At 34.6% G+C, this 26036-nt stretch carries 13 protein-coding genes; all 13 read left to right on the top strand.

Translation table 11 applies throughout. From position 1 onward, the window contains the following. The first annotated feature begins 125 nt into the window (after positions 1-125). Entirely contained in the window at positions 126-4223 is a 4098-nt protein-coding gene (locus GSY47_RS04380) for a hybrid sensor histidine kinase/response regulator transcription factor (protein ID WP_179003681.1), read from the top strand. Between the two features lie 269 nt (positions 4224-4492). Next, positions 4493-5647, top strand: coding sequence for a glycoside hydrolase family 88/105 protein (locus tag GSY47_RS04375; RefSeq protein ID WP_179003682.1), 1155 nt, complete (start codon positions 4493-4495; stop codon positions 5645-5647). Between the two features lie 699 nt (positions 5648-6346). Further along, positions 6347-9679 (top strand): SusC/RagA family TonB-linked outer membrane protein, encoded by a 3333-nt coding sequence (locus tag GSY47_RS04370; RefSeq protein WP_179003683.1) that lies wholly within the window; start codon positions 6347-6349, stop codon positions 9677-9679. A 13-nt stretch (positions 9680-9692) separates the two neighbouring features. Beyond that, positions 9693-11675: a RagB/SusD family nutrient uptake outer membrane protein gene (locus tag GSY47_RS04365; protein ID WP_179003684.1), complete on the top strand. Its 1983-nt coding sequence runs from the start codon at positions 9693-9695 to the stop codon at positions 11673-11675. A gap of 414 nt (positions 11676-12089) precedes the next feature. Continuing rightward, on the top strand, positions 12090-15971 hold the full coding sequence (locus GSY47_RS04360) for a glycosyl hydrolase (protein WP_219071121.1): 3882 nt from the start codon (positions 12090-12092) through the stop codon (positions 15969-15971). A 301-nt stretch (positions 15972-16272) separates the two neighbouring features. Next, the gene (locus GSY47_RS04355; protein ID WP_218651405.1) at positions 16273-17127 is read left to right on the top strand and encodes a glycoside hydrolase family 16 protein; all 855 of its coding nucleotides are present in this window, start codon (positions 16273-16275) and stop codon (positions 17125-17127) included. A gap of 2 nt (positions 17128-17129) precedes the next feature. Then, complete coding sequence (locus GSY47_RS04350) at positions 17130-18257, top strand: glycoside hydrolase family 43 protein (RefSeq protein ID WP_179003687.1); 1128 nt, start codon at positions 17130-17132, stop codon at positions 18255-18257. A 38-nt stretch (positions 18258-18295) separates the two neighbouring features. Beyond that, positions 18296-19324 (top strand): glycoside hydrolase family 43 protein, encoded by a 1029-nt coding sequence (locus tag GSY47_RS04345; RefSeq protein WP_246611262.1) that lies wholly within the window; start codon positions 18296-18298, stop codon positions 19322-19324. A gap of 58 nt (positions 19325-19382) precedes the next feature. Continuing rightward, the gene (locus GSY47_RS04340) at positions 19383-21395 is read left to right on the top strand and encodes a DUF2264 domain-containing protein (RefSeq protein WP_179003688.1); all 2013 of its coding nucleotides are present in this window, start codon (positions 19383-19385) and stop codon (positions 21393-21395) included. 65 nt (positions 21396-21460) lie between these two features. Continuing rightward, entirely contained in the window at positions 21461-22819 is a 1359-nt protein-coding gene (locus GSY47_RS04335; RefSeq protein ID WP_179003689.1) for a serine hydrolase, read from the top strand. Between the two features lie 40 nt (positions 22820-22859). Further along, positions 22860-23864, top strand: coding sequence for a glycoside hydrolase family 43 protein (locus GSY47_RS04330; RefSeq protein ID WP_179003690.1), 1005 nt, complete (start codon positions 22860-22862; stop codon positions 23862-23864). Positions 23865-24045: 181 nt separating this feature from the next. Beyond that, complete coding sequence (locus GSY47_RS04325) at positions 24046-24654, top strand: hypothetical protein (protein WP_179003691.1); 609 nt, start codon at positions 24046-24048, stop codon at positions 24652-24654. 11 nt (positions 24655-24665) lie between these two features. After that, the gene (locus GSY47_RS04320; protein WP_246611261.1) at positions 24666-26006 is read left to right on the top strand and encodes a hypothetical protein; all 1341 of its coding nucleotides are present in this window, start codon (positions 24666-24668) and stop codon (positions 26004-26006) included. Positions 26007-26036: the final 30 nt, after the last annotated feature.

The raw sequence follows: 26036 nt of genomic DNA, 5'->3' as shown, positions 1-26036 counted from the left end.
TTTAAAATATTTAAGAATAATTACCTTTTTTAGGAATAAAATTTTACAACATATGCTTTTTTAAAATAACAGACATCTATTTATAGATTCATCAAAAACTTAAACTAACCTAACCACCGCACATTTTGAAAAATAGAATTCTATTATTTTTAATTCTTTTAGTTTGCTTTCCGGCTCAACCACAGTCCGCTGAGGGATTATCTGCTTCTAAATTTGGACAGGAAAAATATACTATTGGCTACATCGGGATAAAAAACGGACTGGCCAATAACGCTGTTACTTCGGTTTATAAAGACAAAAGAGGCCTGATGTGGTTTGGTACTTATGATGGAATAAGCAGATATGATGGTTATAATTTTTTAAATTTTAGAAATGAACCAAACGATTATAGTTCATTAAATAACAATAGGGTTGTAAGCATTTGCGGAACCAAAGATGAAATCTGGATTGGTACAAAAGGAGGTATCAGTGTTTACAATTATCTCAACAATCACTTTAGCCGTAAATATTATTTAAATGCAAAAACATCTAAGACAGAGCCTATAGATTTTGTGGTCAATAAGATCATGGATTATAAATCGGTGATGTATATTGGCACTGCTGGTCGAGGACTGCTTTATTGTGGAGCCAAACAAAAAAGTATTATTCAGATTCCGCTTTATGTAAACGGAAAACTGCAATGGGATTACCATGTTCAGGGAATGGATTTTGATAAATCGGGTAAGTTTTGGTGTTTTGTTCAGGGAGTTGGACTGGTGACTATGGATGCAACTGCAAAAAAACTGGTTGTAGTTTTATCTGATTTTCAGCAAGGGAACTGTATTTTGTGCGACAAATCTTCTAATATTTGGGTAGGAGTTGATGGTGGTTTATTAAAGTATAATTCCCTAAATAAAACACATCGCATTTATGCAAATCAGGAATTGCAAAATCCCATTTCCGATTTGATGTGCAAACCAGACAAAAAAGAACTTTGGATTGCGACCAATGGGAATGGAATAGTAAAATACAGTTATGCATCGGATAGTTTTTCTTTGTTTAATGCCAATTCTGATGAAGAAAAATTGAATAGTAACGCCATTTCTTCACTTTTTTCGGATAATGAAAATAGAGTTTGGGTCGGAACTTTAAGAGGAGGCGTTAATAAAATTGAGGAAAGAAAAAGTCCTTTTACGACCATTTCTAAAAATGAAAAGATAAAAAATACGATTCCAAGTGATTTTATTCTTTCCTTGTCAGAACAAGATAGCGAACATTTATGGATAGGAACAGATGGAGCGGGCGCAAGTTTGTGGAATAGAAAGACTAATACGTTTACAAATTATTCTCATAGCTCCAATAATACCAATTCGATATCTAATAATTTTGTTTCTTCAATCGTAACCGACAGCAGAGGAACTTGGTTTGCGACTTATGGCGGAGGTGTCTGTTTGTTTAATTCACAGACGCATAATTTCAAAAAGTACACCTTTTTTAATCCAAAAGTGGGAGCAAATCAAAAGAATTTCTGGGTGCTCTTTCGTGCTAAGAATAATGTTCTGTGGGCGGCTTCTCCAGATGACGAAGGCTTGTATCGTTATAATGAAACACAGGACAAATTTGATTTTGTTGATGCAAAAATTAGAGGAATTATTTCTATTGCAGAAGATCACAATGCCAATCTTTGGATAGGAAATTTTACGGATTTAGTCGAATTCAATCCAAAAACAATGCAACGCAAAGTCATTGATCTCAAATATCCTGTACGATCTGTTATTGCTGTTTCGTCTGAGAAAATGCTTGTGGGAACAGAAGGAGGAGGGCTTTTGATTTTTAACCCGCAGACGCTGCAAAAGAAATTCCTAACCCAAAAAGACGGAATTCCAAATAATTCGGTATTAAATATTGTAAAGGATAATAAAGGAGATTATTGGTGCAGTACGTATAATGGTATATTTGTTTACAGTACTCAAACGGGACATATTACAAGTTATCATGATGCTGATGGTCTTCAGAGTAATCAATTTAATTATAATGCGGCGCTTAAACTTTCAACAGGTGAAATCCTTTTTGGTGGAATCAAAGGTTTTAATGTCATAAACACAAAAATCAATACCCAGATTCATGATTTTCCAAAGCTGGTTATCACTACAATAAAAGTAAACAATAAGGTTTATGATCAATCCAATTTAACTTCTTTTGGAATCGATAAACTGAAATTGCCTTATGATGAATCAATGCTCAATATTGATTTTGCGGCTTTAGAATACAGTCTTCCTGAAAAAATCTCTTATGCTTATTTTTTAGAAGGATGGGATTCGCAATGGCATTATGTCGATAATATTCGAAGTGCCAATTATTCCAAAATCACAGAAGGAGATTATGTGTTGAAAATCAAATCTACTAATGCTGAAGGAATTTGGAGTAAAAGCGCTATTTCACTTCCAATTACCATATTGCCTCCGTGGTACAGAAGCGGTTTTGCCTATTTTATCTATTTCCTGATTGTTTGCCTAGGTATTTATGTAGTTGACAAATATCAGCGTCAGCAGGCCAAACTTAAATACGAAGTAAAACTTTCGCAGGATTTGGCAAAACAGGAAAAAGAACTGAATGAGAAAAAAATAACCTTTTTCACCAATATTTCTCATGAATTCAGGTCACCTTTAACCATGATTATTAATCCTTTAAAAGATATCATTTATGGAACCGACCAACAGATTGATCCCGGTGCTATTGAAATGGTTTACAGCAATTCAAGAAGATTGTTGAGTTTGGTAGATCAGCTTCTCTTGTTTAGAAAAACGGAAACAGAAACAGGAAAACTTAAAATTGGGCAGATTGATATTGTGGAGCTTGCGAAAGAGGTTTTTAGCTGTTTTGTACATCATGCTAAAGTCAAAAAAATAGATTACAGTTTCAGTATTTCTGAAGAAAGAGTATTCGTATATGTTGATCGGGAAAAAATCGAAATGGCTTTGTTTAATTTGATTTCCAATGCATTAAAATTTACAGAAAAAGAAAATGGAAGAGTCGCCGTTACGTTGCGTTGTAAAGACAACGAGGTGGTTATAAAAGTGATCGATAACGGAGAGGGTGTTCCAGATGCTGATAAAGAGAAAATATTTAATTTATTTTATCAGTCCAATAATAACATAAAAAACAACCGGAAGGGATTTGGTATTGGACTTTATTTGGTGAAACAATTTGTGAATCAGCATCATGGTGCGGTTAGTTGTTATGATAATGAAAATGGTGGATCCATTTTTGAAATTAAACTGCCTTTAGGGAAAGAACATTTTGGAGATATTGAAATCAGGGAAGATTTAAGCGACAGAACCTTGTTTTTAGAGGAAGCTTTGGAAGATACTGTGATACAGGAAAATGTATTGCAAAGTTTGGAAGAACCAGAAAATGTCAATGATTTAATTAAAGATGCCAAAAGTATTTTGGTTGTAGATGATAACGCTCAAATAAGAAATTATTTGAAACGCATTTTAGCCTCAAAATATCATATTACATTGGCTGAAAATGCGGAGACAGCTTTATCAATAATCAAAAAAGTACAGCCGGATTTAATTATTTCTGATGTGGTAATGGGTGAAATGAATGGTGTTACCTTTTGTAAGCATATTAAATCGGATGACGAATTAAAACACATTCCTGTGATATTGCTTACTGGAGGAACTTCGGAAGAAGTGAAACTTAAAGGAGCCGAAGTTGGAGCCGATGATTATATTACAAAACCTTTTGACAATGACTATTTACTAGCCAGAATCAGCGGGATATTAGCGCGACGTGATAGTGAGCAAAATTATCTGCTTAATTCAGTTACCAAAAAAGAAGCGAATCTAAAATTATCCGATGAAGATAAAAAGCTCATCGAACGAATTGTAGATATAATTGATGCCAATTTGGATGTGGAGAATTTCAACGTTCATGATTTGGCATTTCATCTAGGAATGAGTTATTCTTTGGTATATAAAAAAATTAAGAAGATTACTGGTAAATCGGTTTCAGAATTTACTAGAAATGTGCGTTTGCGAAAAGTAGCGACCTTATTAATCACAACAGATTTACAGATAAGTCAGGCCGCTTCGATTGCTGGTTTTGGCGATATTAAATATTTCAGGAAACACTTTCAGCAATTTTACAATATAAATCCTTCCGAGTTTAAGAAGAAATATCAAAACGTAAAGGATAATAAATATATACTGAATGAAAGCTTTTGGAAATCAGCTTGATAGTTGAAAATATTTAAAAAAAAATAATAAAACACGAATTGCACGAATTAACACGAAATTTAATTAGTGAAATTAATTGCACTAACAATTTACCTGTATGTATTGGTGAAAATTTGTGGAATTTGTGGCGAAAAAAAATGCGGCATCGCAAAATTTTTAAACTCAATAAGCACAAAAAGAGCGCTACGATTAATTTCACGCAGATTTCTGCAGATTTGAACAAATTTGAGCAGAACTACTATTAAACATTTAACTAAAAAAATATAATAATGAAGTTTAGAAAATCAATTTTTATGGCAATAGCTTCTCTTTCATTTGGGGCAATTGGCTGTAAAACAGGAAATGTAAAACAGGAAAACGGGATAAAAGAATCTAAAAAAGAGGTAATCGCTATTATCGACAAAGTAAATAACCATTGGCAGGTAACACATCCAGAACCAGGAAATGCTTTTTGGCATGTTTCAGCTTACCATACCGGAAATATGGAAGCTTACAAAGTCACCCAAAACAAAAAATATTTAGATTATTCGATGGCTTGGGCGGAGAAAAACCAATGGATGGGAGCGAAATCAACTGATAAATCAGAATGGAAATACAACTACGGAGAAACAGATAAACATGTATTGTTTGGAGACTGGCAGATTTGTTTTCAAACCTATATTGATTTATACAACTTTACAGGAAAAAATGATCCTAAAAAAATTGCCCGTGCTCGTGAAGTGATGGAATATGAAATGAGTACGTCGCAAAACGATTATTGGTGGTGGGTTGACGGCTTGTATATGGTAATGCCGGTAATGACAAAGCTGTACAACGTTACAGGAAATGAAATGTATTTAGAAAAACTCCATTCTTATTTGCAATATGCTGACAGCATTATGTATGATGAAGAAGCCAAACTGTATTTTCGTGATGCTAAATATGTGTATCCCAAACACAAAAGTGCTAATGGGAAAAAAGATTTTTGGGCTAGAGGAGATGGCTGGATCTTTGCGGGTTATGCCAAAATTATTCAGGATTTACCAAAATCAGCTAAACATAGAGAGGAGTATATCAGCCGTTTTAAAGATATGGCCAAAGCTCTTGCTGCCACACAGCAAAAAGGTGGCTATTGGACAAGAAGTATTCTAGATGCTGAACATGCACCTGGGCCAGAAACCAGCGGTACAGCCTTTTTTACTTATGGTTTTATGTGGGGAATTAACAACGGCTTTTTGGATAAAAAAGAATATCTGCCAATAGTGCAAAAATCATGGAATTACTTAACCACTTTTGCGCTGCAGCCAGATGGGACTTTGGGATATGTCCAGCCTATTGGCGAAAAAGCGATTCCGGGACAAGTTGTCGATAAAAATTCCACAGCTGATTTTGGAGTTGGCGCTTTTTTGTTAGCAGCATCAGAGGTTTATCGTTATGTGAAATAATTGATTACATTTTATTATTTGAAGAAGGCTGTCTCAAAAAGGCGGCTTTTTTTATATCAAAGAAGATATGTTCACAGCTGTAAAGGTTTTTTTATATAGCTATTATTGACAATCATTTCCATCAGACGTGGATTATACAGATTCGCTACCGCGAAGACGCGGATTAAAACGGATTTTTTATTAATCTTTCTAAAAAAAAACAGTAATCTGTTTAAATCCGCGTCTTTACGAAGTAAATCCGTTTTATCTGCGTTCACTCAATGTGCTTTATTGAATGAGTTGTCTGTTAATTTTATAATTATATTTTTTTACAATTAATGCTGTATGTTGCTTCGCCTCTTTTCGTTTTTCTAGAGTTATTTAAGATAAATACTAAGAGATTATAATGCTTGCTTGTTTATTTCTAGTTTTTAAATAATTATGTATAGTTCATTTTGAATATGCTTTTTTTGCCATTCATTTAAAAAACCAGCATTTTCTACTTAAATATGCGGATTTGCCCCTTTTTTAATGTTGTAATTACCCCCTTTCACTCACGCTTCTTGCTATAGATTTGTAATGCAAACTATTGATAATTACATGATAATGTTTACTTAAAAAATTTTGAAAAAGAAAATTGTAAAAAACACACTTATCAGTGTTGCTTTCTATATTTTGCAGACTTATTAACTAAACTTTTAACCAAAACGACAACCAAAAATGACAAACTTTATTAGGAAGATTAAGGCTCCTGATTATGGATCTGGATTTGATTTGAAAAAGAAACTCACACTGCTTTGTGTATTAGTTTCATTGTCTCAAGTACATGCATTTTCTACTGAACCGAGTAGTAAAATAGGAGCAGAAAAAGTACAGCCACAAAACAGTATTAGTGGACAAGTAAAAGACAGTAAAGGTGTTCCGCTTCCAGGAGCATCAGTTTTAATTAAAGGAACAAAAAATGGTACTATAACAGATTTTGACGGAAAATTCACTATCGCAGGTGATGGGAATTCTGTATTAGTAGTTTCGTTTGTTGGTTTTGTAACTCAGGAAGTAGCAGTAAACGGCAGAACGAATATTAATATAAAACTAGAAGAAAATGCTGCTTCTTTGGATGAAGTAGTAGTAGTGGGATATGGTAAAATGAAGAAAAAAGATTTAACCGGATCAATCGTTCAGGTTAAAGCTGAAGCTTTAGCCAATCAAAACCCGCAGACTGTTCAGGATTTATTAAGAGGTGTTCCAGGTCTAAAAGTTGGATATGACCCTTCTGCAAAAGGAGGAGGATCTTTGCAGATTCGTGGGCAGACTTCTGTTTACAATCCTGATGGAGCCAATCATAATTCACCACTTATTATTTTGGATGGGATGCAGTTCTACGGAGAGCTTTCAGAAATTAACCCTGATGATGTTGGCCAGATTGATATCTTGAAAGATGCATCTGCTACAGCGGTATACGGTTCTAAAGCGGCAGCTGGGGTTATTGTTATTTCGACAAAAAAAGGAAAAACAGGTAAGCCTATTATTAATGTCACTTCCAATATGACGATTGTCAATGAAAGCGCTTACAGAAACGTATATTCTCCAGAGGGATATATAAAATACCGTCAAGATTGGGAAACTGCTAAAACGTATGGTACCAATACTGCAACGGGAAATTATGAGGCATGGGTAACAGGAACAGCAGCAGGTAAACCAGGTTATTATTCAAGTCCAAGCCAATTAAGTCAATACGGTATTACGGAGGCACAATGGTTAGCTTATCAGCCCGCAGCACAAATACAAGGAAAAAGTCTGAATGAAGTTTGGGGATTGCGTTTGGGAATTACTGACGCAACGCTTTTGAAGAATTTTACAGAAGGAAAAACACACGATTGGTACAATAGTACTTTTAGAACAGGAATCAATCGCGACAATAATTTAAGTGTTTCTGGAGCAAGTGATAAAGTAAATTATTATATGTCTATGGGATACTTAACATCTGAAGGAGCTATTCAGGGTAATGATTATACTGCCGTTCGTGCGAATATGAAGGTTGATGCTAAAATTACAGATTGGCTTGAATTTGGAGCAAACGTTAATTTTCAAGATCGTTCAGATGGAGATATATCTGTGGGAACAGGAACGAATTATTGGGATGCCAATATGTTAAGAAACAGCCCGTTTGCTAACTTTAAAGAAGCAAATGGCGATTACGCAAGACAGCCAATGGGACCAACAATTGGAGGGTATAACTACTATTATGATCGCCAATATATGGATCTAGATAAAGGGTATACAGTATTGAATACAATATTTAATACAAAAGTAACTTTACCTTTAGGTATTACATACTCGTTTAATGCTGCACCTCGATATGAATTCTTTTACAATCGTTATTTCCAGTCAGCAGGTAATAAAAACTGGAATCCAGTTAACATAGGAGTGGATAGAGGTAATGGTAAAAAATTTACATGGAATATAAACAACACCATAACATGGGATCATACATTTAATGAAAAACACCATATTATAGCCACCTTTGTTCAAGAAGCTGAAGATCTTAAAACATGGTCAGATGTTGTTTATGCACGTAATATTCAGCCTTCGGATGCTTTAGGATACCACAATATTGCCAATGCGACACTTGCCAATAGTACTTTTACAGCTACAGATACACATCAGACAGGCGATGCTTTAATGGCAAGACTTTTCTATTCGTTTGACGATCGTTATATGATTACAGGAACAGTACGTCGTGATGGATATTCAGCATTTGGAGCTTCTTATCCTTATGCCACTTTCCCTTCTGTAGCATTGGGATGGAACTTTAATAAAGAAAGTTGGTTTAAATGGCAGCCTTTAAGCACAGGTAAATTACGTTTATCGTGGGGTAAAAATGGAAACAGATCGCTTGCTGATCCTTATTTAGCTTTAGCCAACTTAAGTTCAGGAACAGGAGCAACAATGGGATATATCGATGCTTCAGGAAACATCGTAGATATGAAATATCTAGGAATAGACCGTATGGCAAATCCTAATTTGCAATGGGAAAAAACAACAGCATCCAATATTGGTCTTGATCTTGGTTTCTTGAATGATAGAATTACAACTACAATTGATGTTTACAAATCGGTTACGCACGATATGATTATGAGTCAGCGTTTGCCTGAGTTTACAGGATTCTCATCTATTGCAACCAATCTTGGAGAAGTTGAAAATAAAGGTATTGAGATTAGTCTTACTACTTTAAATATGAAGAGACCAAACTTTGAATGGACTACTATGGTCGCTTTTTCATACAACAAGAATACCATTAACAAATTGTATGGCAATATGGAAGATATTAAAGATGCCAATGGAAATGTTATTGGAAGAAAAGAAGCAGATGATAAAACCAATGGATGGTTTATTGGAAAACCTATTTCTCAAATCTGGGATTATAAAGTAATTGGAATCTGGCAGAAAGACGAAGCCGTTGAAGCTGCAAAATACGGACAGCGTCCAGGTGATCCAAAAGTAGAAAACAGCTATACTGCTGATGATGTTAACGGAAAACCAACTTATAACGAAAAAGACAGACAATTTTTAGGACAGACAACACCGCCAATTAACTGGTCGCTTCGTAATGAATTTACGTTTTATAAAAATTGGAATTTGGCAATCAATATGTATTCATACATGGGGCACAAATCTATGGATGGACGTTATATGAACACATACAATGATGGTAGTTTATATACCAATAACTACAATCCGTTTGTAAACCCATATTGGACAATTGACAACCCAACTAATGACTGGGCACGTCTTGATGCCAGAGGACCTGCAGGAGCTGGAACAGCAAAATTATACGATCGCAGTTTTATTCGTTTAGACAATATTTCGCTGGCGTACTCACTTCCTAAAGATCTTATAAACCGTTTACATGTGAGAAATTTCAAAATCTATACTTCTGTTCAGAATGTGGCAACTTGGTCGGCTTCTAAACAATGGAAATATTATGGTGATCCGGAGACAGGCGGGCTTGCTACCCGAATGTTCAATTTAGGATTTAACGTTTCACTTTAAAAATTAGTCAATAATGAAAAGATATATACAAAATAAAATTTCAAGAATAGTGCCTTTAGTTGCGGTTGCTGCTCTTTTTGTTTCTTGTTCAGAAGATTTTCTGGAGCCAGATCCACTTTCGTTTTACGAACCAGAAGCTACATTTACTACAGAAACTGGATTACAAGCGGTTTTGGCAAGTGCAGATAAACAGCTTCGTAATAACTATATTCATTACAATAATGCTGGTAATAGTGTACCTATTGGTACTGAATATGTTTTCTCTGATATGTCAAAATATGGAAAAACAGATAATACCAGTACCATTTCTGATTTTGCTAATACTATGGTGCCTACCATGAGTTATAAAACGTCAACAAATGATGATTTCTATTTCGGATTTTACTGGACGGAAGCCTATACTGGAATTAAACATGCCAATACCGTTTTAACTTATATTGATAAGGTAACAAGTTTGACAGAAGAAGTAAAACGTAAATATATCGGTCAGGCTTATTTTCACAGAGCTTACAGATATCTTAATCTAGTATACCAGTTTGGAGATATTCCGTTGATAACAAAGATTTTGGAAGTTCCAAAGCAAAGCTATTATTCAACTAAAAAAGAAGCCATTATTGAAATGATTACAGCAGATATGGAAAAGGCTGTAGAGTGGGTGCCAGAACAATCAAAACTGCCTTATCTAGGCGTAGTAAACAAAGGAGCATGTCGTCAGTTATTGATTAAATGTTACTTGGCATCTGGAAGATTTAAAGATGCAGAAAATCAGGCCGATTTATTGATTAATTCTTCTGGTTATTCTTTAATGCAGGGTTCTTTTGGAACTTTTGATGCAGGAGGAAATCCAGCAACATGGACCATTACTAGAAATGTGATTTGGGATTTACATCGACCTGAAAATAAGGTTATTGCTGCTAACAGAGAAGCTATTTTGGTAATGCCAAATGGTGGTGTACAATCTTTTTTACCATTTGCATCGATGAGAATTTTTGGTCCAAACTGGAATTCAGGGACAGTTACTACTCCTGATGGAAAACAAGCAGCAAATCGTTTTGCTTCAAACAATGCCAATTATCAGGCTAACTATGATTATGCAAGAGCTTTAGGACGTGGTATTGCTACGATCAGCGCTTCTTATTATTCACAGCATCCTATGTGGGTGGTTAATGGTGTGGAAGACAAACAAGATCTTAGACATAATAGTACGGTTGGTAATTGGGTAAACATGGAAAATCTGAAATACAGCGATAAAAGTTCTGCGTATTATGGACAAAATTTTAGATTGAAAAACGGTACTACTTTGTTATCAAAAGATACGCTCCGTGAATGGTTTGATTTTCCTTTGTATAAAATCTATCTGCATGATGTTGTAAACGAAACTAATCCAAATGCAAATGATTTTCAAGGAGCTAGTACAGGAAGTAAAGCGCATTGGTACTTATATCGTTTGGCTGAAACTTATTTGTTGAGAGCAGAAGCACGTTTTTATCAAGGTAACGTTGGTGGCGCAGCGCAGGACGTAAATGTTGTTAGAGCAAGAGCCGGCGCATCACAAATGTATGGAACAGTAACTATCGGTGATATTTGTGCTGAAAGAGGAAGAGAACTTTATCTGGAAGAATGGAGAAATGTGGAACTAAAACGTATTTCACATTGTCTCGCACTCAGCGGACAGGCTGATGAATGGGGACAAACCTACAGCAAGACCAACTGGGACAAACAGTCTGGAACAGATAACGCAGGTGGCAGTTATTGGTACCAACGTATTGTACATTATACCCTTTACAACAAATACCCAAGCGGCATTGTGGTTCCTAACGGAACTAAGTTCTACACCATGGACAAACGTAACAATTATTGGCCAATACCAAACAGTGCTATTACAGCCAATATTAAAGGTAAATTAAGTCAGAACTTTGGTTATGATGGTTATGATCCGAGCGTTAAGGTGTGGGATAAATGGCAGGATGCTGTCGCAGATGAAAGCCAGCTTTAATTAGCTTTATGATAAAAAGTATCTGAACTGCAGTAGTTTAATTGGGATGGTTATTATTTTGCTGCAGTTTAAGATACATACTTTAAGTATTTTAAATATCCATTTTTTTAATACTAATTTTTATGATTACGGACTGTTTAAGTATTATCCTCGATTATAAAAGAGGATAATACAGACAGTCATTATAAGCCGCATGAATACTATATTGTGCAGTATGATTCAAAAGATCATGTGTTTAGCAATATAAAATACCACAATAAATTTCAGTACAATTTTGCCCGTTAATAAAAGCGGAAGGAATTTTCTTGCCCAGTTTTTAGAGGTTTGAGGATTTCTTGTGCCAATAATTTTGTCGGTTACCAATGAAAGCATTCAACAAAAATTTTAAAATAATTTTTAAACAAATATTTCATTATGAAAAAACTATACATATTTATATTATTCTGGTTATCGGTTTTTGTATTCAATATACAGGCACAAGCTCCTAATTTACCTGTAAAGGCAAATTTAGCGACAACATTAAATGGTTCTAAGACTTTTACAAACGCTACAGCTCCAGATATTCTATCATTTCCCTTATCCAATCAAAGCGAATTTACTTTAGAAGTAAAAGCCAAAGTCAATTCGGCTGTTGGAAGAGGATTTGATGTTGAAGTTAAAAACACAATCGGCCTTGGATTTAGAACTTCTTTGGATAAAACAACTTTTAATAGTACTACAATCTTATCAACGCCTGAAAATTTAAGTACTTCTGTGGACAATGCTCAGGAACAAACGTATCGATATGCCATAAAAGAAGGTGTTGCCAATATTTATCAAGACGGACATTATTTAACTTCTAAAACATTAGATTTTTTAAATGATACTTCAGGCGCTCCAGTAGCATACGGTGCTGACAATTTATTAGGAAGATGGGCAGGAGTAACCGGAAACAACTCCGGAAAACCAAACGATTATGGTTGGGCAAGTACTTCAACAAGTTTACCTTGGAATACTGCCAATTCAACCTCTGGTGTTCGCTATTTGGATGTAACTTCTGGGCATACATTCGAATCCGATAATTCAGTTTACAGTGGCAGAATCATGTACATTCGTTGGGATAATGCCAGTTATTCAGGTGCGACCTATAGCTATCCTGTCAAGCTGGAGCAAGGTTTGAGATATGAATTTTCATGGCTTTATGAATATATTTCCAATGCGACGGCAGGTGTCAAATTAAACGTGGCAATATCATCAGGTGCTGACGGATCTGGAGTTATTGCTTCTAAAACATTTACAACAGGAAGTGCCAATAAATTACGAAAGGGAGATTTATCTTTTGTTTCGAATGTTGATGGGAATTATTACCTAACCATCACAGGAGATTACGCACTTTTTGCTATTGCCGACTTAAAACTGAAATCTTCCAATTTAATTAATATGTGGGATGGTTATTACAATGATAATGCTGGAACTCCCGCTGCTTATGGATGGACCAATGTTGCTTCTCCATCTATTTTTAATACAGCCAACAGTACCAGCGGAACGCGCTTTATGGATGTAACTTCTGGTCATAGTTTTGAATCCGATAATTCAGTTTACAACGGCAGATTAATGTACATCAGATGGGACAGCACTGCACTTGAAAGCTCCGTTTATTCATTTCCAGTACAATTAGAAGCTTCAAAAGGCTATCAGTTTTCGTGGATATACGAATATATTTCGAATTTAAGTCCAGGTTCTCAAATGACGGTTTCGGTTTCTACAGCGACAAACGGCGGAGGAACCGTTTTGGCAACTAAAAATTTTACGACAGGAGCTGTTAATAAGCTAAGAAAAGGAGATTTGTTATTTCAATCGCAAAGTGCAGGAACTTATTATATCAATATAAGTGGAGCTAAAGCACTTTTCGGAATAGCAGATTTAAAAGTTCAAGGACAGGAAACAGCCAATATTGTAATTGGTAAAAATTATGCAAGCGGTGCTGTAGATATGGCGATTACTTCGGTTACATTTGAAAATGTAGCTTATGCTCCTGATAAAGTAATTAGCCCGTCACTGCAAACCATAAATATTTCAAGCAATACGACTACAGGAGCTTTTGCAAAATCAAAAGTAGTTTTAAGCGGAACAGCTTCTTTGTATCTTAAAAATGGAAACAATCCTTTAATTAATTCGACAGTCAACTTAACGTCAACAGACAACAGTTTATATTTTGAAAATGTAAAACCGAGTGATGTAATCAGTTCACAGCTGCAATATGTTTCGGTAAACGGTATCTTGGCGGGTAATGGTACAAATGTAAATGTTACCAATTATGGATCAGGAACTGTAGTTTCGCCTTATGTTGCAGATTACCAGCCGTTGCAGGTTTTTACAGAAGAAAATTTTGCAGGATCATCACAGCAGTATGTTACCGTAACTCCATTTGATAATTTAGGAGCTTTTGACAATGCCATTAAATCATTCAAACTAAAAAAAGGATATATGGCAACTTTCGCAACAAGTGCTGACGGCTCGGGCTATAGTCGAGTTTACATTGCAGAAAATGAAGATTTAGAAGTGCCTGTTTTACCCATTAATTTAAAAGGAACCATTTCATTTGTCCGAACCATGAGATGGCATCAGGTTAACAAAAAAGGACTTGCAGGCGGCAGTACAGAAGCTATTAATTCAACCAATATTACTTGGTATTACAATTGGAACACAGGAATGGATACTACGCCAAATGTAGAATATGTCCCAATTCGTCAAACCCAATGGTGGCCTTCCTTTGCACCAGCTTACACTAAAGAAGGGTATACTCATTTATTAGGCTTTAACGAACCAGATCGTCCAGATCAAGCCAATATGACCGTTGAGGCAGCCATAAGCAATTGGCCAGCTCTTTTGAAATCAGGATTACGAGTTGGCTCTCCAGCGACTTCAGATCCTTATAATCCTTGGATGGCAAATTTCATGACTCAGGCTGAGGCTAATAATTACCGCGTAGATTACGTAGCATTACATTGTTATTGGTATAAAACAGCGGCACAATGGAAAAGTGATCTGCAATACATCTATGACAAGTACAAAAGACCAATCTGGATTACAGAATGGAATATTGGAGCAAACTGGACGGCCAACAATTTCCCTGATGATGTGAATACGCTTACAGATGCCAATGCAACCAAACACAAAAATGATTTAGCCGCAATTTTAGCTGTTTTAGAAGGTGCCGATTATGTAGAACGTTATTCTATATACAATTGGGTGCAAGATGCGCGAGCAATGTATGTGACGATTAACGATGCTTTTAAAACTAGAAATACAAATTGGCAAAATTATGTTTGGCTTCAGAATGCACCAGTAATTTCTAGTACAGCGACCGATTATACAGTTTTAACTCCTGCGGGTCAATATTATGCTAAAAATGCATCGGCGAAAGCCTATAATTCGGCTAAAGAATATGTTCCATTATGGAAAACAAAAATAGAAACGTTGAGTTACACACTTTCTTCTGATTATAAAAATATTACCATAAAATGGACAGGAAGCAATCAGGAGTTGGTAAACAAATATGTTTTGGAAAGAAAACTAACAGGCGAAAATGCATTTTCTGTTTTCTATGAATCAACAGATTATAATATTATTTCAAAAATAGATCAGGTTCATACTCATGCCGAATACAGAATTAAAGTGGTTGGTAAAGATAATGTGGAGTCGGCTTATTCGGCGATATTGGTTTACGATCAACCTGCGATTCCTGCAATTCCAACCAATTTTACAGGCGAAGCAGTCTCATCATCAGCAATCAATTTGAAATGGTCTCTTGTAACAGGAGCGGAATCGTATAAAATCAAAAGAGCCACAACACTTAATGGCACTTATGATATTATAAACGCTTACGTAAAAGACAGCATTTTTGCCGACATCAATTTAGAAGCCAACAAAGATTATTTCTACAAGATTGCATCAGAAAATGCGGGAGGAGAAAGCCAATATTCTGCTGCTATACAAGTGAAAACATTAACAACATCGGGCTCTTTGAGTGCTAAAAATGCAAATATAGCAGACATAAATGCACAAGGAGAAGCTTTTAAAACAATCAGCGCGTATCCAAATCCAACAATGGGTCAGTTTGATCTTTTCTTGCCATCAAATGAGGACAATACCACAGTTGCAATTTATACGTTGGATGGCAAATTAATTTCAACAGCACATTATGGAAATATAAATGGTGCAATTCATTTGAATATAGAAAATCAGCCTTCGGGAATTTATTTGGTTAAGATTCCGTCACATCCTGATAAGACAGTTCGAATCATTAAAAAATAAGATATAAGTAAAACGCATGGCAATTATTTTTAAACACATAGGGACATAGTTTTTTGCAACCGTGTAAAGGCATTTCATTTGCATCAATTCACATAGCAAATTATGTGTTAGAAACTGGTTTCTTTCTGTTTTCTTTTTTAGATAAAGAACAACTATGTTTCTATGTGTTTAATTTAAGAGTTAAGTAAAGTTTGGTTTTAATTAATGCAGAGTTGACGAGGGATCTTTCGGGATCCCTTGTTATAATAGAAAGATCTCAGAATTAAGAGAGATTATTTAGGATTAAAAAAATAGATATAAAATGAGATTTATCGGTAAGTTTTTGGCGTTGGGAATTTTCCTGATGCTGCTTTTTAGTTTTATCAGGTACAAAGAAAAAGTTTTAACCTCTGAAGATTATAAGTTGGTCTGGGCAGATGAGTTTAATACAGATGGCCGTCCAGATGAAAAGAATTGGAATTACGAAATAGGTTTTGTGAGAAATCAAGAAAACCAATGGTATCAAAAAGAAAATGCATTTTGCAAAGATGGTTATTTGATTATCGAAGCTAGAAATGAAAATAAACCGAACCCAGATTTTGTATCTAAAACGCATAAAGATTTTGCTAAAAATAGAGATTCCATAAAAGTGACTTCTTCGTGTTTAATTACCCGAGGAAAACATTCCTGGCAATACGGACGCTTTGAAATGCGCGCTAAAATTCCAGTTGGTAAAGGAATGTGGCCGGCCTTTTGGAGTTTAGGAATAAAGGGCAATTGGCCAGCAAATGGCGAAATAGATATCATGGAATATTACACCGGAAAAATACTGGCTAATGCCGCATGGAAATCAAACGAGCCGGATACAGCTTGGGATAGTGAAACGTTTAAGTTGAGTGATTTTAAAGACAAATCATGGGCAGACAAATTTCACATTTGGAAAATGGATTGGGATGCGCATTCGATTAAATTATATGTTGATGACCAATTATTAAATGAAATTAATGTTGATGTAACAATACCATCGGCAGATCAAAAAATAAGTCCATTTCAACAGCCTCACTATTTGTTAGTGAACCTTGCCGTTGGAGGAATAAATGGTGGAGCATTTTCGAAAGCAGATCTTCCGTCAAAATACAGTATAGATTATATAAGGGTTTATCAAAAAAATAAGTAAAAATGAAATTAAAATTTTCGATGATTATCAGTTTTGTGTGTTCTTTTGTTTTTTCGCAAAACAATTATTTTGTTTCGGGAAAACAGTGGAAAGATACAGATGGAGTGCATATTAATGCCCATGGCGGCGGAATTGTTTTTGTTGATGACACCTATTATTGGTACGGCGAATATAAAACTTCTGGCCGTTCAGGAAACACCTCATTGGAAGGAATCAGCTGTTATTCCTCAAAGGATTTGTATAATTGGCATAATGAAGGTATTGTGCTAAAAGTCGAACAAAACCCTAAATCTGAAATTACAAAAGGATGCGTTATGGAGCGTCCAAAAGTAATCTTTAATAAAAAAACAGGGAAATATGTAATGTGGTTTCATTTGGAACTGAAAGGGCAGGGTTATGATGCTGCCAAAGCCGCTGTTGCGATAAGCGATTCTCCAAAAGGGCCTTTTCAATTCAAAAAATCATATCGTCCTAATAAAGGAGTTTGGCCAATTGATTTTAAAGAGGAGTTTAAAGTGGCGTCCAATAATGAAGCTTCTTTAAAATCGTGGAGTCCCGAATGGCTGACTGCAATAAAAAACGGAATGCTGGTTCGTAGGGATTTTGATAAAGGGCAAATGTCTAGAGATATGACTGTTTATGTTGATGATAATGAGAAGGCGTATTTAATTCATTCCTCAGAAGAAAATCTGACACTTCACATTTCGGAACTTACAGACGATTATTTAGATTTTACAGATAAGTGGTCAAGAGTAGCACCGGCAGGACATAATGAAGCTCCAGCTATTTTTAAAAAAGACGGAATTTATTATATGATAACATCAGGTTGTACGGGCTGGGATCCAAATGCTGCAAGATCTTTTAAATCGAAATCTATTTTTGGGCCATGGGAAACTTTAGGAAATCCATGTGTGGGTAAAGATGCTGAATTGACTTTTCATTCACAAAGCACTTATATTCTTCCTGTACAAGGCGAAAAGGACCAGTTTATTTTTATGGCTGATCGATGGAATCCTAAAAATCCAATTGATGGCACTTATATCTGGCTTCCAATACAATTTGAAAACGGAAAACCAATTTTGAAATGGTTGGATAAATGGAATTTAAATGCTTTTACAGAAAATCAATAAAAAACAATTGTAAATCTGTAAATTTATAAACTATGAAAATGAAAACACACCAAAATTATTGTATACAGAAATCACGTCTTGTTTTTTCTGTGCTTTTATGTTTTTTATTTTTTTCAATGATGCAGGCTCAAAAAAAGAGACAAATTAAAGAAGCAGTTCCTTTAGATTCCATTAGATTGAGTGATCCAGCTATTTTAGCTGATAAGAAAACCAATATGTATTATATGACTGGTACAGGAGGATTACTTTGGAAAAGCAAAGATTTAAAATCATGGAGCGGTCCGTATGAAATCACCAAAACTAATCCCAATTCTTGGATGGGACCAAACCCTATGATTTGGGCTGCAGAACTTCATTTTTATAAAAATAAATATTACGACTTTGCGACTTTTACCAATAGAGACAAAATAATAGATAAAGTTGACGATATTAGTATTGAACGCCGTGCGAGTCATATTTTAGTTAGTGATAAAGCGGAAGGACCATATGTACCAATGAAAGACGATACCTATTTACCAGCCAATAAACCAACGTTAGATGGTACATTTTGGATTGACAAAGATGGAAAACCGTACATGATTTATTGTTACGAATGGCTCCAAAATGGCAATGGAACAATCGAAAAAATAGAACTTAAACCAAATTTAAGTGGATCGGTAGGAGAGGGAAAATTACTTTTTAAAGCAAGCGAATCGCCTTGGAGCCGAGAAAAAGACGCGAATGGAAATGACAAACCCAATAAAGTTACAGACGGTCCTTATTTGTTTAAGACAGGAACTGGACGTTTGGGAATGATTTGGACCAGCTGGATTTATGATGTTTATACGCAGGGAGTTGCTTATTCTAAAAGTGGCACTTTAGATGGACCATGGATTCAAGAGAAAGAGCCTATTACACCGCCAAATTTTGGACATGGCATGTTATTTCAAACTTTTGAAGGTAAATGGTTGATGTCGGTCCATAGTCATAAAAAAGTTGATAACAAGACGGTGAGAATTCCAAAATTGTTTGAAGTCGATTTGTCTGGAGATAAACTAGTTGTGTTAAAACCTTATTTGAATAAGTAGTCTTTTTTTAAAGAAAATCGATAAATAGTTGGTATTAGAAATTAGAAAAAAAGTAAGCATGAATAATTTGAAAATGTGGTTTTTAGCCACAATGTTTAGTCTCTCTTTATATTCACAGCAAAAACAAAATACGAATAACGTTTTTAAAATTGTTAATCCAGATTATAAACTGAGTCCTTATACAGGAATGACAAAACAGCATTGGAAAGATGCGGGACTTTATTTGTTAGAAGGTGCTTTTAGTTATATTCATAATTTGGATGATCCGATGAAGTTTCCAAAACAGCCGGGAAAAAGTTATCCGCAGGATGAAGGTAGAGTACCAACCGAGAAACTGGAAGGTTTGAGTAGAACATTATTTATTGCTTCTCCGCTTCTTAAAGAAAATCCAAATTTGGTCATCAATAACATCAAAGTTGCCGATTATTACAGACATCAGTTCAGTAAATTAGTTGACTCGAATAGTCCTTCTTATATTACACCAAGACCTAAAAATGGTGGGCCAAGCCAGAATTTGGTTGAGTATGGAGCAATTGCTATGTCCTTGCTTACCAATCCTGAAGTACTTTGGAAACCGCTGCCACAAGATCAAAAAGATGCATTGGCAAAATCAATGCTTAGTTATGGCGATGGACCAACGGTATCTTCAAACTGGAAGTTTTTCAACATTTTTGTTTTAAGCTTTTTTAAAGAACAAGGTTATGCTGTCAACGAAAAACTGCTAGAAGAATATCTGCAGAAATGTTTAAACGATTATAGAGGCGATGGCTGGTACAATGATAGTCCAGCGTACGATTATTACAGTATGTGGGGGTTTCAATTGTACGGAGCGCTTTGGTCTGAATATTTTGGAAACAAATATTATCCTGAATATGCTACCAAGTTCAAAAGTAATTTTAGAGATCTTAATTCCAATTATCCATTAATGTTCAGCCAAAATGGCGAAATGATTATGTTTGGAAGAAGCATTAGTTATAGAATTGCATCGATTGCTGCTTTTCCGTTTATGGGATTAGAAAATGATCCAACGGTTAACAATGGCTGGCTTCGCAGAATTTCATCAGGAGTTTTAAAACAGTTTCTAGAAAATCCTGAATTTATGAAAGAAAATGTACCAACACTTGGGTTTTATGGAGCATTTGAACCCGCCGTTCAAGTGTATAGCTGTAGAGGAAGTGTGTATTGGATGGGAAAAGCTTTTATGGGACTTTTACTGCCAGATAATAATCCGTTTTGGACAGCAAAAGAAAATGATGGAGACTGGGAAACTAAATTCAAAAAAGAGAATGTTTACAGTAATTTTTTAAACGGTTCCAAGATTTTAATTACAAATTATCCGAACATTGGCGCATCAGAAATAAGAGCGTGGTGCCATGAAAAAAAGAAAGACGATTGGCAGGGATTCAGATCAACAGAGAATTATAACCGATTGTCTTATAATAGCGCTTTCCTTTGGCAGGCTGACGGCGAAAATGGCGAAGTTGCCATGAATTACGTAATTAAAAATAAAAATAATCAATGGGAACCTTTTAGATTGTATGCTTTTAAAAAATTTGAAAACGGTATTTATTACAGAGATGTAGTTTTGGAAACCGATGAAAAAATTCAGTTCAATTTAGCAGATATTCCTTTGGTTAATGGAATTTTAAGAGTCGATAAAAATAATAGTGATAAGCCAATTTCGATGCGTTTAGGTCATTATGCTTTACCAAAATTGAATAAAGAAATAATTACGACTAAAAAAATCGTAGAAGGACATGAGGTTACCATTATCGATAACGGAAAATATCAATTAGCAATGGTTGCGCTTTCAGGATGGGATAAATCAGAAGTTGTCAATGCAAATGGATTACATCCAGAAAGTACAGAAAGTGCCGTGGTTAATGTTAGTAGTGATTCCAAATCCCAAAAAACATCCATTTATGCCACTTTGATGCTTTGGAAAAAATCAGGCGAAAAATGGAAGAATAAAGAATTGATGCCGCTAAAAATTCAAGAACAGAAAAATGGGACTGTCAGTGTAGAATTTAATAATGGAATAAAAAAGCTGGTTGATTTTAAAAATGAATAATGGTGTAATTCATTTGTATATTTTTATTACATGAAATGGTTTAATAGTATCTAATTAATGGAAAGATGTATAAATTATTTTTTTTTATTTGCATTTTAGGATCTGCCTGTAATTACGGGCAATCTAAACAGGATAAACAATTAGAAAAAAAATTGGATGAACTGCTTTCATCTAAATTTAGCTTATCAGAACCTGGCGTTGAAGTTTTGGTGGCAAAAAAAGGAGAAATTATTTATAAAAAAGCTTTTGGAAGTGCAAATCTAGAATTAAATATACCGATTAAGCCAGATATGGTTTTTAAGCTGGGTTCTATAACGAAACAATTTACAGCTGTGGCGATTTTGCAATTAGTAGAGCAAGGTAAAATCTCTCTACAAGATAATCTGCAAAAATTTATACCTGATTATCCATCCTATTCTCAAAACATAACTATTGAGAATATATTGACTCATACTTCAGGAATAAAGGATTATATGCAGATTGATTATCAGAAACCTTATTTAGAAAGAAGAGACTTTGAACCAAAGGAACTTATTGACCTTTTTAAAAACGTTCCATTAGAATTTGAGCCAGGCACTAAATATAAATACAGTAATTCAGGCTATTATTTATTGGGATATATTATCGAAAAAGTAAGTGGTAAAAGTTATAGTGCTTATTTACAGGAAAACATTCTGAAACCTTTGGCTTTAAATCACACTTATTTTGATAATTCCAACAACATTATTCCTAACCGAGTAAATGGATATCGAAAAGACGGTAAGGTTTTTAAAAATGCTGATTATTGGAGTATGACTATTGCTTATGCTGCAGGTGAATTGATTTCAAATGCTGAAGATTTATTAAAATGGAACGAAGGATTGTATTCATATAAAATTCTAAAAAAAGAAACCTTAGAAAAAGCATTTGTACCCTTTAAATTAAAAGATGGAAGTTTGACAGAATATGGTTACGGCTGGATATTAAAAAATGTAAATGGGATAAAATCAATTGAACATGGTGGAGCTATCACAGGATTTTTAACTAATGAAATTTATTATCCGGAAGAAAAAGTATTCGTGGTTGCATTATTTAATTGTGAATGTGCTCCAAAAGATGAATTATCGGTTGATATTGCCAGTCTTATATTAGGGAAAACATTTCAACAAGAAATAAAAGTGGATGCTGCTTTACTAAATGAATATGTTGGTGTTTATACGTTATCAATAGATACAAAAAGAACCATAACAATTACAAATGAAAATGGACAATTATGGGCTAAGATTTCTGGACAGGGAACAATTCCATTAATTTTTCAATCGGATACAAAATTCCAGTTTAAGAATATTTTGGGGGCAGAATGTGAGTTTGTAAAGGAAAATGGAAAGGTGACAAAACTTAATATAAGTCAGAATGGGAATTTTGAATGGAAAAAAAATCAATAGAAACAAATATATTAACTAAAGAAAAAATTAAAAGCCTAAAATGAAATTTATTAGAGTATCTATTTTAGCCATCATGGCAACAATGTATTCATTTCAAAGCTATTCACAGTCAATTGAATTCAATAATCCAATAGCAGAAAAACGTGCCGATCCGTGGGTGCATAAAACAGCTTCGGGTGAATACTACTTAATAGCTACAGTTCCCGAATACGATCGCATTGTACTACGAAAAGCGAATAGTATTAACGGACTAAAAGATGCTAAAGAAAAAGAAATCTGGCATAAACATAAAACAGGAGTGATGGCAAATCATATCTGGGCTCCTGAGTTGCACTGGATAGATGGCAAGTGGTATATTTATTTTGCAGCTGGAGAGGCTGAAAATAAATGGAATATCAGAATTTGGGTATTATCCAATTCATCAGCAGATCCAATGCAAGGCAAATGGACAGAAGAAGGCCAGATAAAAACTAAGATAGATTCATTTTCTCTAGACGCTACAACTTTTGTGCATAACGGCAAAAGATATTTAATTTGGGCGCAGAATGTAAGAGGAGGAAAGCATGGTACAGCTTTGGTTTTATCAGAAATGAAAAATCCGACAACGCTTACAGGTCCAGAAATCGTTATTACAGAACCTGAATTTGGCTGGGAAAGAGAAAAGTATAATGTAAACGAAGGGCCAGCTGTCATTCAAAAGAACGGAAAAATATTTGTTAGTTATTCTGCTAGTGCAACGAATCATAATTATTGTATGGGATTACTTTGGATTAATGAAAATGCCGATTTGCTAAATGTGGCTAATTGGAATAAATCTCCAGCTCCCGTTTTTTATACGAATGAAGATCTAAAAAGATATGGACCAGGTCACAATTCATTTACAACTTCTGAGGATGGAAAAACGACTATAATGATTTACCATGCAAGAGATTACAAGGAAATTCAAGGAGATGAATTGTCGGATGTAAATCGTGCAACCCGAGCCCGTGCTGTGGAATGGACAGAAAGCGGTTTTCCTGATTTTATGCAAAACAAAAAAGATTAATACTTTACATCTGTTCGATATAGAATTTGTAAAGTGCTGTACTATAAAAAGCTGTCTCATTTTTTGGAGACAGCTTTTTTATTTATTCATTTTGGTTCAAATATGCATAAAGTACCATGAAATCAGGTATTTTTTTTTGTTTCTGTTGTCAGTAAATTTGTAGCTAATCAAAAAAGTAATCATGAGAGATAACAGTATAGACCATTTTTCAGTTATGAGATCAAATTTTTTAAAAGGCAGTATATCAAGTTTTACGAAGCAGCTTTTTCATGTATTCTTTTTAGCTTTAGTATTAGTTTCCTGTTCAAGCGATGATAATGGATCAGATAATTCAGGATCTGATTATTATTTTAGAGCAAGTCTGGATGGACGAAAAGTAGATTTTTACGATGTAAATTTTCAAGGCGGTGGGAACGATAATCGATTTGAACATATTGTAGTTGGAGGATTCGAGGCACCTTATCCAACTAAAGTTGGCGAGCTAATACCACCTTCTTTAGATTTTGAGATATGGAGAACGGGAGGAGATATCAAAGCAGGTACATATTCCACACCCACAGAACCAGAAATGGTAGCTCGTTATGCTATTCAAACTACAAATGGAACGATTGTTTATAGTACGAGAACAGCAGATGATGTTTTTACATTAAAAATAGAATCTATTAGTAAAAATGGCATCAAAGGTACATTTTCTGGAAAGGTTAGGAATTTGGATTCAGGTGTTGCAATAGAAATTACAGAAGGGACATTTAACCTTCCTTATGAAGATATAATTAATACCACAAAATAAAAGTATTCAAAATGATAAAAAACAATTCGTTAACCGATAATTATAATAGCAGAAAAATGAAATTATACCCCATTATTTTCGCACTAATCTTGCTTCCATTTATTGCATTTAGTCAAAAAGAAATAGTTCCTGGAATTAAGGATATTAATACCAAGTATATCAAACCCGAAAAATCACTCTACACAGTATATTACGTGAAAGGTACAGAATGGAAAAATTTAGGATCATTGACTTATGATATTGTTTTAAACAACAATCAATTAACGTTAAACAATACCTATACACCGAAAGACAATGGAAAATCTACTACACGTATTAGTACAGCAGACGCTCAAACACTTAAAGCTATTAGCTATTCTGATGATACCAACAACGCAAAATTAAATCTTGATTTTGGTGAAACCATTACGGGTAATTTCTATTCGAAGAAAACCAAAAAGGATAAAAAACTAAAGCTCAATCCTAAGGTAGCATATTTTGACTTTAACTGGACGGATCATTTAATTGGAACATTGCCATTAGATGTTGGTTATAAAGGACGTTTTCCACAGTTCTATTATAACGATCAATCGTCAAATACACTTGTTGAATATTATACCATTAAAGAAGTAAAAAGTTTCATCTATAACTCTCCTAGAACTGGCAAGCATGAAACATGGCTAGTTACGGTTTTGGAAGAAAGTACCAATGCCACTTATAATTATATTATAGACAAGAAAGACCGCCGTCTGTGGCAGCGCGAAATGTCTATGGCAAACGGAATGTGGGAAATCACAGTTAACGAAGAACTAGATTATCAGCCTATTAAAAATAAATTTGATAAAGAAGCTGTGGCTAGACAAATCTCTGGCGGTAACAGTGTTATAATTGGTACAGCTTATGCAAGATCGGATTCTGGTAAGAGACTAGGAGGTTTAGTCAATACAGCTAAGAAACAATATGCTCCAAGAGGAACAGAGATCACACTTTTTCCAAGTTCAGCTTATTATGAGGAATGGATAGAAGTAAACAAGAAAATCCGTAAACAGAAAAAAATGCCCGAAGTTCCTTTGGATAGCAATTTCGGTTACTCTGTAAAAAAAGCCAAAGTATATGACGATGAAGGACATTTTGAGTTTGCAGACCTAATGCCAGGGACTTATATTGTCATGGTTAGTTTTGATTTTTCTAATTCTTATAACTATTCGTACGTATCAGGATATACCAATTATTATAATTATTTTGGCTATCAAGGTTCTACAACAAATTATGGAACTGCAAGACAATCCTACACCGATAAAGCCAATATTGAAAAGCGTGTAAGCATTGATAAAGATGGCGAGAAAAAGGAAATTAACTTAAAAGAAATATAATTAAAAAGAAAGCCGTGTCAATTGATAGTT

Origin of the sequence: Flavobacterium quisquiliarum (assembly GCF_019308285.1) — a bacterium.
Classification (GTDB): Bacteria; Bacteroidota; Bacteroidia; order Flavobacteriales; family Flavobacteriaceae; genus Flavobacterium; species Flavobacterium quisquiliarum.
Note: the sequence above shows the minus strand (reverse complement) of the source record. Positions and strands in the feature narration are given on the sequence as shown.